This window comes from Stutzerimonas stutzeri (assembly GCF_009789555.1).
GTDB classification, from domain to species: Bacteria; Pseudomonadota; Gammaproteobacteria; order Pseudomonadales; family Pseudomonadaceae; genus Stutzerimonas; species Stutzerimonas stutzeri_R.
Window position 1 is genome coordinate 2,796,837 of sequence record NZ_CP046902.1, and the last position, 16,489, is coordinate 2,813,325.

Annotated in this window: 14 protein-coding genes, 1 pseudogene and 2 riboswitches; of the genes and pseudogenes, 9 read left to right on the forward strand and 6 right to left on the reverse strand. The window is 63.4% G+C overall.

Annotated features, from left to right (window positions below; translation table 11 throughout):
* Positions 1–143: 143 nt before the first annotated feature.
* The gene (locus tag GQA94_RS13000; protein ID WP_158188418.1) at positions 144–920 is read left to right on the forward strand and encodes an enoyl-CoA hydratase; all 777 of its coding nucleotides are present in this window, start codon (positions 144–146) and stop codon (positions 918–920) included.
* A gap of 43 nt (positions 921–963) precedes the next feature.
* Here GQA94_RS13000 and GQA94_RS13005 read toward each other — a convergent pair whose 3' ends face one another.
* Positions 964–1,134 carry a hypothetical protein gene (locus GQA94_RS13005; protein ID WP_158188419.1) on the reverse strand — a complete coding sequence of 57 codons (171 nt, stop codon included), beginning with the start codon at positions 1,132–1,134 and terminating at the stop codon, positions 964–966.
* A gap of 460 nt (positions 1,135–1,594) precedes the next feature.
* On the opposite strand from GQA94_RS13005, the pseudogene GQA94_RS13010 reads away from it, so the two are divergent.
* Positions 1,595–1,813: pseudogene (locus GQA94_RS13010) on the forward strand (general stress protein); the annotation flags it as partial.
* A 275-nt stretch (positions 1,814–2,088) separates the two neighbouring features.
* Here GQA94_RS13010 and GQA94_RS13015 read toward each other — a convergent pair.
* The gene (locus GQA94_RS13015; RefSeq protein WP_158188421.1) at positions 2,089–2,841 is read right to left on the reverse strand and encodes a ZIP family metal transporter; all 753 of its coding nucleotides are present in this window, start codon (positions 2,839–2,841) and stop codon (positions 2,089–2,091) included.
* 121 nt (positions 2,842–2,962) lie between these two features.
* Positions 2,963–4,120 carry a DUF1615 domain-containing protein gene (locus GQA94_RS13020; protein ID WP_158188422.1) on the reverse strand — a complete coding sequence of 386 codons (1,158 nt, stop codon included), beginning with the start codon at positions 4,118–4,120 and terminating at the stop codon, positions 2,963–2,965.
* A 172-nt stretch (positions 4,121–4,292) separates the two neighbouring features.
* Between GQA94_RS13020 and GQA94_RS13025 the strand changes: the two genes are divergently transcribed.
* Both GQA94_RS13025 and GQA94_RS13030 read left to right on the forward strand, forming a co-directional pair.
* Positions 4,293–5,252, forward strand: coding sequence for a hypothetical protein (locus GQA94_RS13025; RefSeq protein ID WP_158188423.1), 960 nt, complete (start codon positions 4,293–4,295; stop codon positions 5,250–5,252).
* Between the two features lie 91 nt (positions 5,253–5,343).
* Positions 5,344–6,189 carry an AraC family transcriptional regulator gene (locus GQA94_RS13030; RefSeq protein ID WP_158188424.1) on the forward strand — a complete coding sequence of 282 codons (846 nt, stop codon included), beginning with the start codon at positions 5,344–5,346 and terminating at the stop codon, positions 6,187–6,189.
* Between the two features lie 38 nt (positions 6,190–6,227).
* Here the strand turns inward: GQA94_RS13030 and GQA94_RS13035 are convergent, their stop codons facing one another.
* Positions 6,228–6,815, reverse strand: coding sequence for a LysE family translocator (locus tag GQA94_RS13035; RefSeq protein ID WP_158188425.1), 588 nt, complete (start codon positions 6,813–6,815; stop codon positions 6,228–6,230).
* A 238-nt stretch (positions 6,816–7,053) separates the two neighbouring features.
* Between GQA94_RS13035 and GQA94_RS13040 the strand changes: the two genes are divergently transcribed.
* From GQA94_RS13040 to GQA94_RS13050, 3 genes are all read left to right on the forward strand, one after another.
* Entirely contained in the window at positions 7,054–7,725 is a 672-nt protein-coding gene (locus GQA94_RS13040) for an HAD family hydrolase (protein WP_158188426.1), read from the forward strand.
* 81 nt (positions 7,726–7,806) lie between these two features.
* The gene (locus GQA94_RS13045) at positions 7,807–9,069 is read left to right on the forward strand and encodes a DUF2254 domain-containing protein (protein ID WP_158188427.1); all 1,263 of its coding nucleotides are present in this window, start codon (positions 7,807–7,809) and stop codon (positions 9,067–9,069) included.
* Between the two features lie 269 nt (positions 9,070–9,338).
* The gene (locus GQA94_RS13050) at positions 9,339–10,742 is read left to right on the forward strand and encodes a DegQ family serine endoprotease (protein ID WP_158188428.1); all 1,404 of its coding nucleotides are present in this window, start codon (positions 9,339–9,341) and stop codon (positions 10,740–10,742) included.
* 71 nt (positions 10,743–10,813) lie between these two features.
* Here GQA94_RS13050 and GQA94_RS13055 read toward each other — a convergent pair whose 3' ends face one another.
* Positions 10,814–11,143 (reverse strand): DHCW motif cupin fold protein, encoded by a 330-nt coding sequence (locus GQA94_RS13055; RefSeq protein ID WP_158188429.1) that lies wholly within the window; start codon positions 11,141–11,143, stop codon positions 10,814–10,816.
* Positions 11,140–11,406, reverse strand: coding sequence for a DUF1272 domain-containing protein (locus GQA94_RS13060; RefSeq protein WP_158188430.1), 267 nt, complete (start codon positions 11,404–11,406; stop codon positions 11,140–11,142). The genes GQA94_RS13055 and GQA94_RS13060 overlap by 4 nt, the downstream gene beginning before the upstream one ends.
* A 252-nt stretch (positions 11,407–11,658) precedes the next feature.
* Between GQA94_RS13060 and GQA94_RS13065 the strand changes: the two genes are divergently transcribed.
* Positions 11,659–14,781: a hybrid sensor histidine kinase/response regulator gene (locus tag GQA94_RS13065; protein WP_158188431.1), complete on the forward strand. Its 3,123-nt coding sequence runs from the start codon at positions 11,659–11,661 to the stop codon at positions 14,779–14,781.
* Positions 14,782–14,944: 163 nt separating this feature from the next.
* Positions 14,945–15,042, forward strand: a riboswitch (glycine riboswitch).
* Positions 15,043–15,152, forward strand: a riboswitch (glycine riboswitch).
* Positions 15,153–15,203: 51 nt separating this feature from the next.
* Complete coding sequence (locus GQA94_RS13070) at positions 15,204–16,469, forward strand: D-amino acid dehydrogenase (RefSeq protein WP_158188432.1); 1,266 nt, start codon at positions 15,204–15,206, stop codon at positions 16,467–16,469.
* The last annotated feature ends 20 nt before the right edge of the window (positions 16,470–16,489 follow it).

Consider the following 16,489-nt stretch of genomic DNA (forward strand, 5'->3'; position numbering starts at 1 on the left):
AAGGTGAACCTCTGATCGCTGAACTGAAGATAAGACTGAACACATTAATATGTCAACATGTTGTCTTTATTTGAAGCGAGGCTAGACTGGGTTTCGAACATTCGCTGACGCTCCGCCATGCGGCTGGGCAACCTGGAGAAGCTATGAACTACACCCACATCCTGATCGAGCGGCAGGGCGCCGTCGGCGTCATTCGACTGAACCGGCCGCAGGTGCACAACGCCCTGAGCGCCGGCGTGATGACCGAACTGGGCGCTGCGTTACGGGCGTTCGAGCGTGACGGTGACATCCGCGCGATGGTGATCACTGGCAATGAAAGGGCCTTTGCGGCCGGGGCGGATATCGGCGAACTGCAGCACAAAGGATTTGCCGAGGCCTACCTGGAGGATTTCATCACTGCCACCTGGGAGGAGGTCGGGCGCTGTCGCAAACCAGTGATCGCCGCGGTGGCCGGACTGGCATTGGGCGGTGGCTGCGAACTGGCAATGATGTGCGACATCATCATCGCCGCCGACACCGCGCGGTTCGGACAACCGGAGGTCCGGCTGGGGACGCTGCCGGGTGCGGGCGGAACCCAGCGGCTTACCCGTGCGGTGGGCAAGGCCAAGGCGATGGACCTCTGCCTGACAGGCCGCACGATGAGTGCCGACGAAGCTGAGCGCTGCGACCTGGTCAGCCGCGTGGTGCCGGCGCAGACCCTCCTGGATGAAGCCATGCAGGTAGCCAGTCAGATTGCGGACTATTCGGAAATGGCGGTGAAGTTGAACAAGGAAGCGGTCAATCAAGCCTTCGAGACTGGCTTGAGCCAAGGCCTGAAATTCGAGCGGCGGCTACTTCACGCAAGCTTTGCCACTGCGGACCAGAAAGAAGGGATGCAGGCGTTCCTGAGCAAACGGGACCCTGTGTGGAACCACCGTTGACGCCGGCCGTTTCCAAAGCGGCCGGGCTGGCCGCTGCTGGCGGTTATCGTGCAGCCGCGCACATCCCGAGGTCCAGGGAGGCGCGTCGCGCCAACGCGGCGGCACTCGGCCGCCCAGCACCCTGGCGCCGCTGCAGCTGCTTCCATATCTCCAGTGGCTGTTTTGCACTGAGGTCGGATTGCTTGACCAGATCTTCCAGGTTCTTGCTGCTCATGGGGCCTCCGATAGCTCGACCGGGTGAAAGGGGTCTTTGGAAATCGCATCCTTGCGCCAGCCGTCGCGGCTTTCCATGGAGCTGAGAATGCCCTCGACGCGTTACAGCTTGTTGACAGATTCGTGGGCACTCGGCAAGCGGACAAGCGGTCGCCCAGGCTGCCCGAATGGGCAAGGCGAAGCGGGATCGGACCGAGTCGAGAGCGCCTTCGGCCGCCAAGCGCCGTCCTCGCTGCAATAGCCGTTTCGCTGCCTGAAGGGGATGGGTCGATATATAAACGCAGTGCGGTAATTGATTATCGCCAGGGGCGCCGTTCATCGTCCAAGAGGCAATAATTTTCGAACTCTTACCGCCTCCTGGTCTCGGAGTTAGTGAGGCGATTGTCATGCAGTCGCCAAATTCATTAGTACCATCATGTGACTGGAGAAATCTTATGTCGAATGATAAAAGCGGAAACCCAGGTAACTTTGCCAACGACCGTGAGAAAGCGTCCGAAGCCGGACAAAAGGGCGGGCAGAGCAGCGGTGGAAACTTCGCAAACGATCCGCAACGTGCGTCGGAGGCCGGCCAGAAAGGCGGTCAGAACAGCGGTGGCAACTTCGCCAATGACCGTGAAAAGGCGTCTGAGGCGGGCAAGAAAGGTGGCCAGAACAGCCACGGCGGTGGGCGCAACTCCTAGGCGCACATTGTTATAGCGTGACGCCTTTAAATATAAAGCGGGGCCTGCATTGCAGGTTCCGCTTTTTTACGACCCGCATTATCGAATAGCATTGGCTTATTGCAGCTCCCGCAAGTATCGCATTAATAGTGTGAATGGAACGTGTTGTCGCTATAACACTAGCTTATATTGATCTCGTAATGTTTTACGGAATAACCGATACGCTGAGTTGATAAGTCGAGTCGTTATCAACTGCACGATGCCGACCCATTGTCGACCATCGCTGCATCCGCCCGTCACGCCCCGGCTTTGCTCAGTACGAACGCCGACAGGAAGCCGAGCACCGTAATAATGCCGGTCAGGTCGTGTGTGGTTTCGAACGCCTCGGGGATCATCGTATCGACCAGCATGGCCAGGATTGCACCCGCTGCAATGGCGGTGGTCAGGGCAACCACCTCAGGCGGTACGTTTTGAAACAGGCTGTAACCGGCCATTGCCGCGAAACCCGATGCCAGTGCGATGCCCCCCCAGACACCAAACACGTAGCCAGCCGAACGTTTGGCATTCCGCATCCCGGCCGCGCTCGAAAGCCCCTCGGGTATGTTCGAAAGGAAGATGGCCGCGACGGTGACCAGGCTGACCCCGGTCCCGTGAAGCATGCTGATGCCTATCACAATGGACTCCGGAATACCGTCGAGCAAAGCACCCACTGCGATTGCACGGCCGCTGCCGCTCTGGGCCTCCTCCGCCTGCTGTTGACCTGAGCGCTTGCGGTGTCGGGCGCCTTGTCTGGCGAGCAGCGCGTTGGCGGCGGTGTACACGATCGCACCGGCCAGGAAGCCAACCGCGGTGGCCGCGAATCCTCCCCGCTGAAACGCCTTGTCCATCAGCTCGAACGACAACGCCGAGATCAATACGCCGCCGCCGAAGGCCATGACGGCGGCAATGTACCGTTGCGGCACCTTGAGCAGATAGCCTACGGCGGCGCCGATCAGCAGCGCACCGCCGGCCAGAAATCCCCAAAGCCCTGCCTGTAGCCAGATCGGCATGTCGCGCTCCTTCTGCGATGAATACGTGGCCTGCCTGGCGCGACGGGGCGGGGCATGAAGCGGCCGCCACGCTGCACCTTGGCGATACCATCCTACGCGCAACGCCCTGTCGCCCGTGCCCTTAGCTACGCGCGCGTTTCATGCAGGCCAGATGCCGGTCGTTGACCCGGTTGGCGAACCAGGCGGTGGTCAGGTTGCGGGTGATCTTCGGGCTTTCCAGGCGGATGCCCGGAAGCACGGCACGTGGCAAGGGCTTACCGGCACGCTGTTCAGCCAGTTCGAATACGCGTTCGTACAGGCGGGTTTTCTCGAAGCCGTGAGTATCCCCTCGTTCCAGCGCGTTGCGAATACCGGTTTCGCTCATGTCGAGCTTGCTCGCCAGCGAACGCACGGCCCGCTCGGTCTGCCCGGCCTTGCTGCTGCCATGAATGATCAGGTCGCCATCGAGGGCCAGCTTGATGCCGCTGGCGCGCGACACGGCCGCCTGAAACGCGGCGTTGCGGCTGGCATACCAGCCCGCGTTGAAGTCGGCGAAGCGATACAGCGGCTCAGTGTAGCTGGCCGGATAGTCCAGCAGGTGCGCAATGCCGAAGTACATGCCACCCCGGCGGGTGAACACTTCGTCGCGGATCGAACCCTGGCGCTCGAAGGGGTAGTCGCGCCGACGCGCCTCGGCGAAGGCGATGCTGACCTGCATCGGGCCACCTGTCTTGACGGGGTTGAGCGTCCCGAACAGCTGCTTGCCCAGCGGCATGATGCCAAGGAAATCGTCGAAGATTTCGCTCAGTTGCTCCTCGGTGCGCACTGCCGCCAGGCGCTGGCTGTAGGTCTTGCCGTTGGGCGATTGAACGTCCAGGGCAGCGTTCACCACGAACCGCGGAATGTGCAGGCGAGCGGCACGCCGGTGGATTTCCTCTCGGGCGATCTTCGCAAGCCCCGGTACCGGCGGCGTCGCCTGGAAGGTGGATTCCTGCACGGTGACGGCCAGGACCGAGCAGATGTTCTCGTCGTTGGGAACGATATCCAGTGCCTCGAAGGCGCTGTAGATGTCAATGGCCCAGCCCTGGCGGTCGGGGATGTCGCTCGGGATCAGCCGAACGATTTTCGCGCGCACCACCTCGGGCCGGGGCGTTGGCGCTTTCGATGGCTGCGTACCGCAGCCGGCCAGGATCAGCAGCACGGCGCCTGCGGCCGCGAGCCGGCGAGCGGCGCCGGCAGTGAGCGAGGCGAGGGGTAATGCATCGGTCCAGGCATGGCGCTGGAGTATGTTGAAAATCATGCGGTACCGAGTGTGTGAGCCCATGAAAGTCCGACAGTAAAACAGACGGAGCCGTTCTGCAGCCTCGGCGACCTGACCCGGCGCGAGGTGAACTTGCCCGGCTGATGTTGTCCGAATCCGGACGAGCCACCGCGTTGTCCGGGCGACGGCGCCTTCGACGAGCACAGAACCCATGAGCGATCCGCATTTCGATATCCGGCGCCTCGAACGCTACGATAGCAATACAGGCGAGTACCTGCTGGCGATCATTACCGACGAAGATCACGCGTCCCAGGTCGAGCTGGAGGGCGGGCAGATCGCCTGGCAATCGACCTTGCGCCACGACCGTCTGTATCGCGAGATCGGCAGCAGCGGCACGGCGAGCTTCCGCTTCGAGGACATTCCCGAGCACGAGGGTGGCGAGTTCCAGTTGATCAGTCTGATCGCCGAAGGTGGGCGAGGCGCCGAGTTTTCCGAACTGGTGATGTTCGGCAAGCGCCTGGTGACATTCGATGATCGAACGGGACTGGTCTGCGAGATTCGCGATCAGCAGCAATTGGTGCCCCGCCAGATTCTGATGACCGGCAGCGGCGACGAAGCCTTCAAGGGCTTCAAGAGTGAATGGGCGTCGCTTCACAACGATTATCTGGTGGTCGGTAGCCACGGCAAGACACCGGCTCAGGAGTGGGTAAAGGTGATCGACCGGCACTATGGCGTTCGCAGCGTCGACTGGTCGACCCGTTACCAGCGTATCCGCGAGGCGCTGGGTGTCGGCCCGGACGGCTATGTCATCCACGAAGCGGCGGAATGGCATCCGTATCGCCGCGAGTGGCTGTTCTTCCCACGCAAGATCTCGAGCACGCCATTCGATGAAGCGGTCGACGCGCGAGCGCGAGGCGGCAACCGGCTGATCATCGCCAACGAAGACTTCAGCCAGATTCGCACCCTGGAAGTGGGCGAGCGCATCCCCGAGCGCGGCGTTTCCTCGTTCAAGATTCTGCCGGGCCATCCTGATGAATGCGTTGGCTTGAAAAGCGTCGAGATCGGCGAACGGACCGAGAGCTACCTCTTCTGTTTCAACCTCGACGGCGAGGTCTTGCAGGACGATATTTTCATCGGCGACTACAAATGCGAGGGGCTGGAAATTCTCTGACAGCGAAGCGCCGACGGCAGAGCCCAAAACCAGCCGAAGGGCAGGTTTTCCGCTACGCTGATGATCACCCTCCGGCCGCGACAGAGACGACATGCATCGATCCACCCTCAACGAGCAGCACACCCGGGCGGGTTCCGCCTTCTGGCGGGACGCGACGCTGCCCTTCATCGAGGCGCGCACGGTCGCTGACGGGCGCCACGTCTGTTACGCCAAGCACAGCCATGAAACCTTCTCCGTGGGGTTGATCGACAGTGGTTGCAGCACCTACATCAACGGTCGCCATCACGGCCGCATCGATGCCGGGACCCTGGTGCTGATGAATCCGGGTGACGTGCATGCGTGCAATCCGATCGAAAGCCAGCCCTGGGCGTATCGAATGCTCTACGTGGATACCGGATGGCTTGCCGCGCTGCAGGACGAGCTGCGTGCCGATCAGGGCGGGTTTCGTTGTTTCGCGCCGGTATTGACTGGCGATCCACGGTTGCAGACGGGGTTCCGGCAGTTCCATGCGGTACTGACCGACGAGCAGGCCGAACCATTGCACAAGCACAGTGCGGCGGTTGAGTTCTTCACTGCCATGCATCGGCGACTGGGCATGGGAACGGTGGCCTCGATAAGCGACCCCAAGCTGAAAGACGCCGCTGAATTCATCGCCGACAACTATCAGCGTTCCATCAAGCTGGAAGACATCTGCTCGACGGCGGGCGTGTCGCCCTCGAGCCTGATCCGCGCGTTCAAGAAACACTACGGCCTGACGCCGCACGCCTATCTGACCAATCGCCGGGTACAGTTCGCGCGCGCCGAGTTGCGACGCGGCGTGCCGATCGCCGAGGCGGCCTTGGCGGCGGGTTTCGCTGACCAGGCGCATCTGCAGCGCGCTTTCAAGCAGCTGCTGGCCGCGACGCCCGGCCACTATCGAGGCCAGCGACGCGCCTGACGCGGCGCGGGGTGCCGCCGTGCTGGCTGACGAGGCCGCTAGGGCACCAGCAAGTACGTCGCGCAGCCTGCCAACAGCGCCGCCATCACCCGATTGAACCACCGCAACCGCGAAGCGTTGCTCAGATAATGTTGCACGAAGGTGCCGGCATAGGCCCAGCAGGCCAGCGAGGCGTAGCAGATCACAAAGTAGATCGCGGCGAAGCGCCAGACCGACGGGGCGTCACCGGCCGCGGCGAATAACCCCATCCCGGCTACCGACGCCAGCCAGGCCTTCGGATTCAACCACTGCATCAGGGCGCCATAGCGCATGGTCGGGCGCAGGATCGGTTTGTTCGTCGTCAAGCGACCGTCATCGCGCGCCAACCGGTAGGCCATGTAGAGCAGGAACGCGACGCCGGCGAGCCGGATGGATTCGGTGAGCCAGGGCCATCGGCCCAGCACTTCGTTCAGGCCGTGGCCGATCAGTAATAACAGCGCGGTGAACCCGAGGGTGGCTCCGCTGACGTGGCGCATGGCTGCACGCAGGCCGAACTGGGCGCCAGCACTCAGCGCGACGATATTGACCGGGCCGGGCGAGATGGATGAGGCCAGCGCAAAGGCGGCCATGGAGAGCATGAGGCTCATCGAAACTCCTGATTGCACGCAAGATGACCGCGCCAAGATAGGAGCCGGCGATACGTGCGTATTGAATGAAATGCGCACCGGGTCATGTCGCTCGGGCAGCCGTCACGCGCGGGCGGAGCTGGCACCCGGAACCGGGTGGTTACAAGCGAGGCGGTAAAACTCGACGGGTGCGCCACAGTCCAAGGCATGCCCTTGCATCGACGGCGACGCCGTCGCGCAACCATTTCCAGGAGACCCGATGGCCACAATCGACCTGCTGATCAGCGATTGCGATGGCGTGATCGTCGACAGCGAAATCATCAGCCACCGCGTGTTGTTCGAAGCATTGAGCCTGCATGTTCCGGCTGACCGGCTGGCCGAGGCTCTGGAGGGCACCTTCGGTCTGACGGTGCCGAGCATCATTGACCTCATCGAAAAGCGCTTCGATCTCACGATGCCGTCGACATTCGATGAAGACCTTCGTCGCCACAGCGAGAAAACGGTCGCCGACCAAGTCCAGGCGATTGCGGGCGTGCGCGATGCGCTGCTTGCCATCGATCTGCCGCTGGCCGTTGCGTCCAACAGTCGTCTGCATAACGTCCAGGCGTCGCTGCGTCGCGCCGGATTGACCGAACGTGTCGCGGGCAACATCTTCTGCGCCGAAATGGTGGCATCGCCCAAGCCGGCGCCGGATGTCTACCTGCTGGCTGCCGAACGCATGGGGGTCGCGCCGGGGCATTGTCTGGTCGTCGAGGACAGCCCGACCGGGGTACTGGCGGCACGCACCGCCGGGATGCAAGTCATTGGCTTCACCGGCGCGAGCCATATACCGGCCGGTCACGATCAGGCGCTGCGTGAACTGGGCGTGAAGGCAGTCATCAACCATATGCGCGAGCTGCCGGCCACGGTCGCGCGGTTCCGGCAGCCTTAAGCGGCTGAACGCCGCGCACCGCGTGTGTAACGGCCCACGCCTGGTCTTGTCTGTCCTGAAACGGACGTTTGGGGGGAATCGATGGTCGAGCGTTGGAAGTGGTTTCTCATCCGCATCAGCAAGCGGCCCTGGTTCAGAGCCAGCCTGTTTTCGGTGCTGGGCCTGGCGACCGCATTGGTGGCCCTGGCGGTCGCTCCTTACATTCCGGACGACATGCCCACCCGGGTCGGCTCGGATGCGGTGGACAACATTCTCGGCGTGCTTGCCTCGAGCATGCTCGCGGTCACGACCTTTTCGTTGAGCATCATGGTCGCGGCCTACGGTTCAGCGACCAGCAACGTCACGCCACGCGCGATCTCGCTGCTGGTGGAAGACACCACGACGCAGAACACCCTGTCCACCTTCATCGGCTCGTTCATTTTCAGTCTGGTCGGCATCATTGCGCTGAGCACCGGGCTGTATGGCGCCGAAGGTCGGGTCGTATTGTTTGCCGCGACCATTGTCGTGGTGATCCTGGTGGTGTACGCGCTCTTGCGCTGGATCGACCAACTGTCGGGGCTGGGCCGGGTGGCCGAGACCACGGCCAGGGTCGAGCGTGCCGCAACGCGCGCGCTGTGCCAACGGATGGAACAACCCTACCTGGGCGGCCGGCCGCTCGCTGTCGATGCCAGGGGGCTGCCGGGTGTGCGTCCCCTGTACGTCGACAAGGTGGGCTTCGTGCAACATATCGACATGCCTGCGCTGGGTGAGTTGACCCGATCGGACGCGTGTTCGGTGTACATCTGCGTACTGCCGGGCGTGTTCGTGGAGCCCAGCCAGCCGATCGCCTGGTCGGTCGGCATCGACGAACGCGACGATGGCCGGCTGCGTGATGCCTTTGTCATCGGAGCGCAACGGACATTCGAACGTGACCCGCGCTTTGGCTTGACGGTGATGGCCGAGGTCGCGTCCCGTGCCCTGTCGCCGGGGATCAATGACCAGGGCACCGCCATTGACGTCATCGGGCGTGGCGTGCGCGTGCTGTCGCACCTGGCCAGGCCCGCCGCACCCGAGAAGCCCGATTTCGAGCGGGTGTTTGCGCCCGGCTTGAGCGCGGCGGACGTACTGGACGATTTCTTTACACCCATCGCCCGCGACGGAGCGGCGTTGATCGAAGTCGCCCTGTGCCTGCAACAGGCACTGGCGTCACTGGGGCGGCTAGGCGATGCGGCGGTGGCGGTCGCTGCCCAGCGACAGGCGGAACTGGCGCTCAAGCGCGCCGAAGCAGCACTGACCTTGCCCGAGGACCGGGAGCGCCTGCGACAGGGCGCCGCGCAGGCGGGGCTCCTCGGGGGCTTGCGCTAGTGAACGCGCTACGGCCGGCTAGCCGATCAGGGCGTCTGTCGGAAACCTTACTTTTCCTTTACGTACGCTTCACACGAAGCTGACCGTCGCCGGCGTAAAGTCCTGTCCAGGCTGACGGAACAGCCAGCTCCATTGGGTGGGTTTGCCGCGACCGGTTGTGTATCGTGAAACAGCCGTGCAGACGCGGCGACCCGCTGCTTTTTTGTCCTAAACTTTTGCGTCGCGCCTGCGTGGGGCGGTCTAAAACATTTCGTGGGAGAGCAGTCAGCATGATCCTTCGTAGAAACTTCCTGGCGGTCGTGGCGGGCGTTGCGCTGTTCGGGCAAACGCTCGTCGCTCATGCCCAATTGCCTGACTTTACGCCGCTGGTAGAAGACGCCTCGCCGGCGGTCGTCAACATCAGCACCAAACAGAACACACCCGTGCGGGGCGGGCCCATGCAGATGCCGGATCTCGAAGGCATACCGCCGATGTTTCGCGAGTTCTTCGAGCGGGGCATACCGAAGCAGCCGGACCGTCGGCGCGAGGCGCAATCGCTGGGCTCGGGGTTCATCATCTCCGAAGATGGCTACATTCTGACCAACAACCACGTGGTCGCCGATGCCGACGAAATCATCGTGCGCCTGCCTGATCGCAGTGAGTTGCAGGCCAAGCTGGTCGGCGCGGACCCCCGCAGCGATGTCGCCCTGTTGAAGATCGACGGAGACGATCTGCCGATCGTGAAGATCGGCAAATCCGAAGCGCTGAAAGCGGGCGAGTGGGTGGTCGCCATCGGTTCGCCGTTCGGCTTCGATCACACGGTTACCGCCGGTGTCGTCAGCGCTACGGGGCGCAGCCTGCCGAACGAGAGTTATGTGCCGTTCATCCAGACCGACGTGGCCATCAACCCGGGAAATTCCGGTGGCCCGTTGTTCAATCTCGAGGGGGAAGTGGTCGGCATCAACTCGCAGATCTTCACCCGTTCCGGGGGCTTCATGGGATTGTCGTTCGCCATTCCGATCGACGTTGCCATGGATGTCGCCAATCAGCTGCGTGAGGATGGCAAGGTGAGCCGTGGCTGGCTCGGTGTGGTCATTCAGGAGGTCAACAAGGACCTGGCTGAATCGTTCGGCCTGGAGCGCCCGGCCGGTGCGCTCGTCGCACAGGTGATGGACGGCGGGCCCGCGGCCAAGGGTGGGCTGAAGGTGGGTGATGTGATCCTGAGCCTGAACGGCAAGGCGATCGACATGTCCGGTGACCTTCCGCATCTGGTTGGTGCCATGAAGCCGGGCAGCACGGCCAGGCTGGAGGTGGTGCGTGACGGCGATCGCCAGACGCTGTCCATCGATATTGGTGCGCTGCCCGAGGAGGGCGATCTGCTGGCCTCCGCCGGCGCCGGGGGCACCCTGCTCAGCGACAATCGCCTGGGCGTCTCGGTGGCCGAATTGACCGATGCGCAGCGTCAAGCGCTCGAGATCAATGGCGGCGTGGTCATCAGGGAAGTCGGCCAGGGCCCTGCGGCGATGATCGGTTTGCGGCCGGGGGATGTCATTACGCATCTCAACAACCAGGCCATCGGCTCGGTCAAGATCTTCAGCCAAGTGGTCAAGGCGCTGCCGAAGAATCGCTCCGTCTCCATGCGCGTGCTCCGCGAAGGACGGGCGAGTTTCATTACCTTCAGGCTTCCCAACTGACCGAACCGGCTGCGCTGCAGCTGAAAAAGAAAGGCCCGCTCGATGCGGGCCTTTCGCTGTCGGTGGCTGGCCTAGTCGACGACAAACAGCTTGGCGCCGGCCGCGGTGGATGATCGGTGCGCTTCGGCATTGTCCCCAACCTGGTAACTCATGCCGGGTTTGAGTACGAACGTACGGCCATCGTCCAGCTCGGTGTGCAGCTCGCCTTCGAGACAGAGCAGGATGTGGCCTTTGCGGCACCAGTGGTCGGCGAGATAGCCCGCGCTGTACTCCACCATCCGAACGCGAATTTGGCCAAAGTGGCAGGTGCGCCAGCGTGCGCTGCCGGTTTCGCCTGGATGTTCGCTGGGTTCGACCAGTGACCAGTCGGTCGTGCCGAAGGGAATGGCGGTCAATTTCACGACTGAATCCTTCCGTGGTTCGACGGGGTGCAGCCCTGCGGCTTGTACAGGCGCTGGGTAGAGGCCGGGTGGCGGGCGAGCTTGTCGACCGGTCTGCGTGGCCGTGCAACCAGCTCGCCACCGCAATTGGGGCAGACGTAGGCGAGCTTCGATGCTGCGCAGTTCGCGCAGAAGGTGCATTCGAAAGAGCAGATCAGCGCGCCGGTTGATTCGGGCGGCAGATCGGCGTCGCAACATTCGCAGCCAGGCCGAAGTTCGAGCATGTCGATTTCCTTTTTGAGCGGTCTATGGGGTATCCCTTCGCGGCGGTCAGGCCAGCTGGCGCATTGGGCTGGCTGGACGCAAGGACCTCGCGCAGGGAAGAATCGGCGTCACGAATCGCTTAAGCTAAAGCCTTCCATCCAGCGCTGCACCCGCTCTATCCACAACGTCGGGGCCCGAGTCATCGCCGACGTCGTCTGTATGTGCATATTACGGTTTTCATGCCTTCGTCGGGCACCAGGGGTAACACTATCTTGAGTCATGCAAGTGGAGCGAAACCGGCTCGCTCGGTACCGTTGCGCAGTCGTCTGCTGACCATCGCGCTTGCCGGGATCCTGCCCTTGGCCCTGGTCGCGGGCCTGGGCCTGGTATCGATCGTCAACGATCAGAGGCAGATGGCCAAGCAACGCAGCCTCGAGGCCACTCGTCTGGCCGCGACGGCCGTCGAGATCGAACTGGTCCGCTCGCTGAACGTGCTGCAGGCATTGTCGCAGTCTTCCTTGCTCGAAGACGGCGCGCTCGACAGCTTCGCCGAAATGATCCGGCGCGTCTTGCCAACGGTTCCCAGCTGGCATTCGCTGCTGATCATTACGCCGCAGGGCGAGGTCATCCGGCGTATTTCGCTGCATGAATCGCCTCGCTCCAGGCTGATCGCCGAACCCTACAGCTTCGCTGAGCTGATGCGAACAGGGGAGCCGCAGGTTGGCAACATGGCGCAAGGGCTCGACGGCCGCTGGGGCATTCCGTTGCGTGTGCCGGTAAAGATCGGGGGCGAGGTCCGCTATGTACTGACGGCGGTGCTCGAACCCAACGCCGTCGTCGACGTCATCAGCAACCGGCGTTTGCCGGAGGGTTGGGTGACCACGGTGCTGGATGCCCAGGGCATGCGCATCGCCCGATCCCATCGCAATGCCGAAACCCTGGGGCAGCCGGCCTCCGAAACGCTGGCCGAGCTGCTGGAGCACGACCGGGCCGAGGAAGGCATGGGCATGACCACAACCGTGGAGGGGACGTCGGTCTTCACGGCATTCGTGCGGCTCTCGCCGTCGAATTGGGTCGTGGCAACCGGCGTACCCACTGCCGACGTACAAGCCGGCGCGATCAGGGCGTTCACGCTCTATGGCGGTGGGCTGCTTCTGTCGCTGCTGTTGGCCGTTGCTGCCGCCTTGTTTGCAACCCGACGGATAAACGTGCCGATGCGTCAGTTGCGCCGGGCTGCCCAGGCGATCGGTAAAGGCCAGACGGTCAATGAGACCCCCGACAGTGAAATCGAAGAGGTGCGCGAAGTCGGGCGCGCGTTGGCTGCCGCTGCGCAGGCGCGCCAGGCGAGTGAAGCGGAGCGCGATTCGATGCTGGCGAGGCTGGCGTTGGCACAGGAAGACCTCACCGAGCAGGTCAGCGATCTGAAAGCGCTGCAGGCGCTCGGCAACCAATTGCTGCAATTGCCAACGCTGGACGCCCAGTTGCAGGAAATCGTCGAGGTGCTGTGCGAACTGCATGGTGCCGATCACGGCTTGCTGAGCATTCGGGAAACGGATCGCTCGTTGCGTGTCCATGCCTCGAAAGGCTTCACGCCGCCCTCGCTGGAACAGGTGAACGGCCGGCCGTCTGGCGTCGGGGTGGACGAAGCGGCGGTACGCGAGGGGCGTCGGGTGTCGGTCGCGGATACCGAAGCCGATCCGGCGTTCGCCGAGCTTGTCCCGCTCGCCCGCGCTGAGGGTTTCCGCTCGGTCCATTCGACGCCTATCAGACACAGCGATGGCAGCGTGCTCGGGGCCTTGACCGTACTGCTGGCCGAAAACCGGCTGCCTACCGAGCGCGAGACGCGTCTGGCCGATCTCGCCTCAGGGCTCGCCGCCGTGTTCATCGATCGCGCACGGGCCCAGACCAAGGCCGGTATGTTCGAGCAGCGACTGCGGGTTGCACTCGACTCATCGACGGTGCCGTTCAGTATCCTTTCGACGGTGCACGATGCGACCGGGCAGGTGATCGATTTCCTGCTGGCTTTCATCAATCCGACCGGGGCGGCCGCGCTGCGCGGCACGGTAGAGGAACTGACCGGCCGGCGGCTGACCGAGGTGCTAGGGCCCGATGCCAACGTGCAGGCGCTGGAAACGCTGGTGGCGGTCGCGACCTTCCAGCAGCCCCATGACCTTGAAATGCGCAGCACTGCATTTGGCGGGGATCGCTGGGTTCGCCTGGTCGCGACCCCTTACGAGCACAGCGTTGCTGTCTGGTTCGCCGATGTCACGCAAGCAAAACACCAGGAACAGGCGATCCTGGAGGCGGACCGGCGCAAAGACGAGTTTCTCGCGACCCTGGCTCACGAGCTGCGTAACCCGCTCGCTCCCATCCGCCTGGCCGCCGGCCTGTTCGGCACACCCGGCGCGTCCGAGGCACAGAAGCAGCGCAGCCAGCAGATCATCGAACGGCAGGTGAGGCACATGGCGTTGTTGCTCGATGACCTGTTCGATATTTCCCGCATTACCCTCGGCAAGCTGGTGCTGCGCAAGGAGTCGCTGGACCTGGGCGCCGTCATCGAGGCGGCCGTCGAGACCGCTCGCGCCAAGATCGAGGCGAAACAGCATGCGCTGACCGTGGAGTTGCCGGCCCAGCCGATCCTGCTGGAAGCCGATCCACTCCGGCTCGAGCAGATACTCGTCAACCTGCTCAACAATGCGGCGAAATTCACCGCCCAGGGCGGGCAGATTCGCATCAGCGCCACACGGCTGGGCGAAACCGCCACGGTTTCGGTGATCGACAACGGCGTGGGCATCGCCCGCGAACATCTCAAGCTGATCTTCGAACGCTTCGCCCAGGTGCCGACCAGCCGGGCGCAGGTCAACACCGGCCTGGGCATCGGGCTCGCGCTCGCCAGAGGGCTTGCGAATCTCCACGGGGGCGACATTCGAGTCAGTAGCGCCGGGCTGGGGCAGGGCGCGGAATTCAAGCTGAGCCTGCCGGCGCTCGCCGCGCCGCAGCCCAACTGGCCGCGTACGGAGCCTGTCAGGGCGGCGGACAACAAGCGCTGCGTGCTGGTTGCCGATGACAACCGTGACATCGCCGAAACCATGGCGGAGGTCCTCCGCCTGGAAGGGCACGATGTGCACCTGGCGTTCGACGGAAACGAGGCGTTCGAGCGTTACCAGCAACTCCACCCCGAAGTGGTACTGCTCGACATTGGCATGCCTGGCCTGCGTGGCGATGAGGTCGCACGGATGATCCGCTCCCAACCCTCGGCGTTCCATGTTCGCTTGGTGGCCATTACCGGCTGGGGGCAGCCGAGCGACAAGGAAAACGCGCTGGCGGCCGGGTTCGACGTGCACATGACCAAGCCCGTCGACATAGCCCGTTTGATCGCGCTGGTCGGGGCGTGATTGTCACGGCATCGCGCGCACGAACCGTGCAGACGCTGGGGCTTTTCCATCGCTTGCCGGTTGGCCTGCAAAAAAGGAGTGTCGCGCAGGGGTTTTTCTGGCACCTTGGCGACACAAACCGTAGTGCCGGCCGGCATGATCATCGATCGACCTGGCACCGCATGATGTGGAATCGGGAGAGACTGTAGCGGCACCGCCGCTCGCAGCGCCGAAGGAGCAACCGCCCCGGAAACTCTCAGGCAAAAGGACCGATACCACAGGTTTACTCTGAAGAGCCGCCGGGCCGTCGTCGCCCGTCGCACCGAAGGAGCAAGCGAGCGCCGCCAGGTCCGCGCTCGTGAAACTCTCAGGTCCAGAACAGAGGGGGCGCTCGATCCGCTTGTGGCGGACGGGCTCTAACCTTTGACGTTCTGGAGTTGTGCATGAAAACGATCGCAGTCATCGGTGGTGGTATTACCGGCATCACCACGGCTTACGCGCTGGCCAGGCGCGGTTTCGCCGTCACCCTGTTCGAAAAGCACCGCTACGCCGCGATGGAGACCTCCTTCGCCAACGGCGGCCAGCTCTCGGCCTCGAACGCCGAGGTCTGGAACCACTGGTCAACCCTCATCAAGGGCTTGAAGTGGATGCTCAAAAGCGATGCGCCGCTGCTGGTCAATCCCAAGCCCAGTTGGCACAAACTGTCCTGGTTCGCCGAGTTCATCGGCTCGATGCCGCACTACCGTCAAAACACCATCGAGACCGCGCGCCTGGCGATCGCCGCCCGTGAGCACCTGTTCGCATGGGCCGAGGAAGAGGGTATCGACTTCGATCTGAAGAAGGCGGGCATCCTGCACATCTACCGGAACAAGGCCGGCTTCGATCACGCCGGCAAGGTGTCCGAATTGCTTGCCCTGGGCGGCCTGCCGCGCCGCGCTGTAACGCCGGACGAAATGCGCGCAATCGAGCCGACGTTGGCGGGGCAGTATTACGGTGGCTATTACACCGAGTGCGACTCCACCGGCGACATCCATCTGTTCACCAACGGCCTCGCGGCGGCTGCGGTCCGTCTGGGGGTCGAATGCCGCTACGGCCAGGATGTGAAAGGTGTCGCCACCAACGGCAAGCAGGCGAGCGTCGTTCTCGGCACGCCGGGCGGCGATGAAACCCTGGAATTCGATGGCCTCGTGGTGTGCGCCGGTACCGCCAGCCGGGCATTGGCCGTGCAGCTGGGCGATCGGGTGAACATCTACCCGGTCAAGGGCTATTCGATCACCGTCAACCTCAATGACGAAGCCAGCCGCGCCGCCGCGCCGACCGTAAGCCTGCTGGACGATGAAACCAAGCTGGTCACCAGTCGCCTTGGCGATCACCGGCTGCGCGTTGCCGGCACCGCTGAATTCAATGGCTACAACCGCGACATCCGGGCCGACCGTATCCGCCCCCTGGTGGATTGGGTCGCCGAGTGCTTCCCGGGCGTCAGCACCCAGAGCGTCGTGCCTTGGGCCGGGCTGCGGCCGATGATGCCCAACATGATGCCCAAGGTGGGGCGTGGAAGCTCGCCGTGTGTGTTCTACAACACGGGCCACGGCCACCTCGGCTGGACCCTGAGCGCCATAACCGCAGACATGATCGGCGACGTGGTCATGCAATCGCTGGGTTCGCAGGCGACGCCTGTGCCGTCTCGTCCGCAGGCGACGCCGGCCTGATCCGGGCATCGACGGCCGCG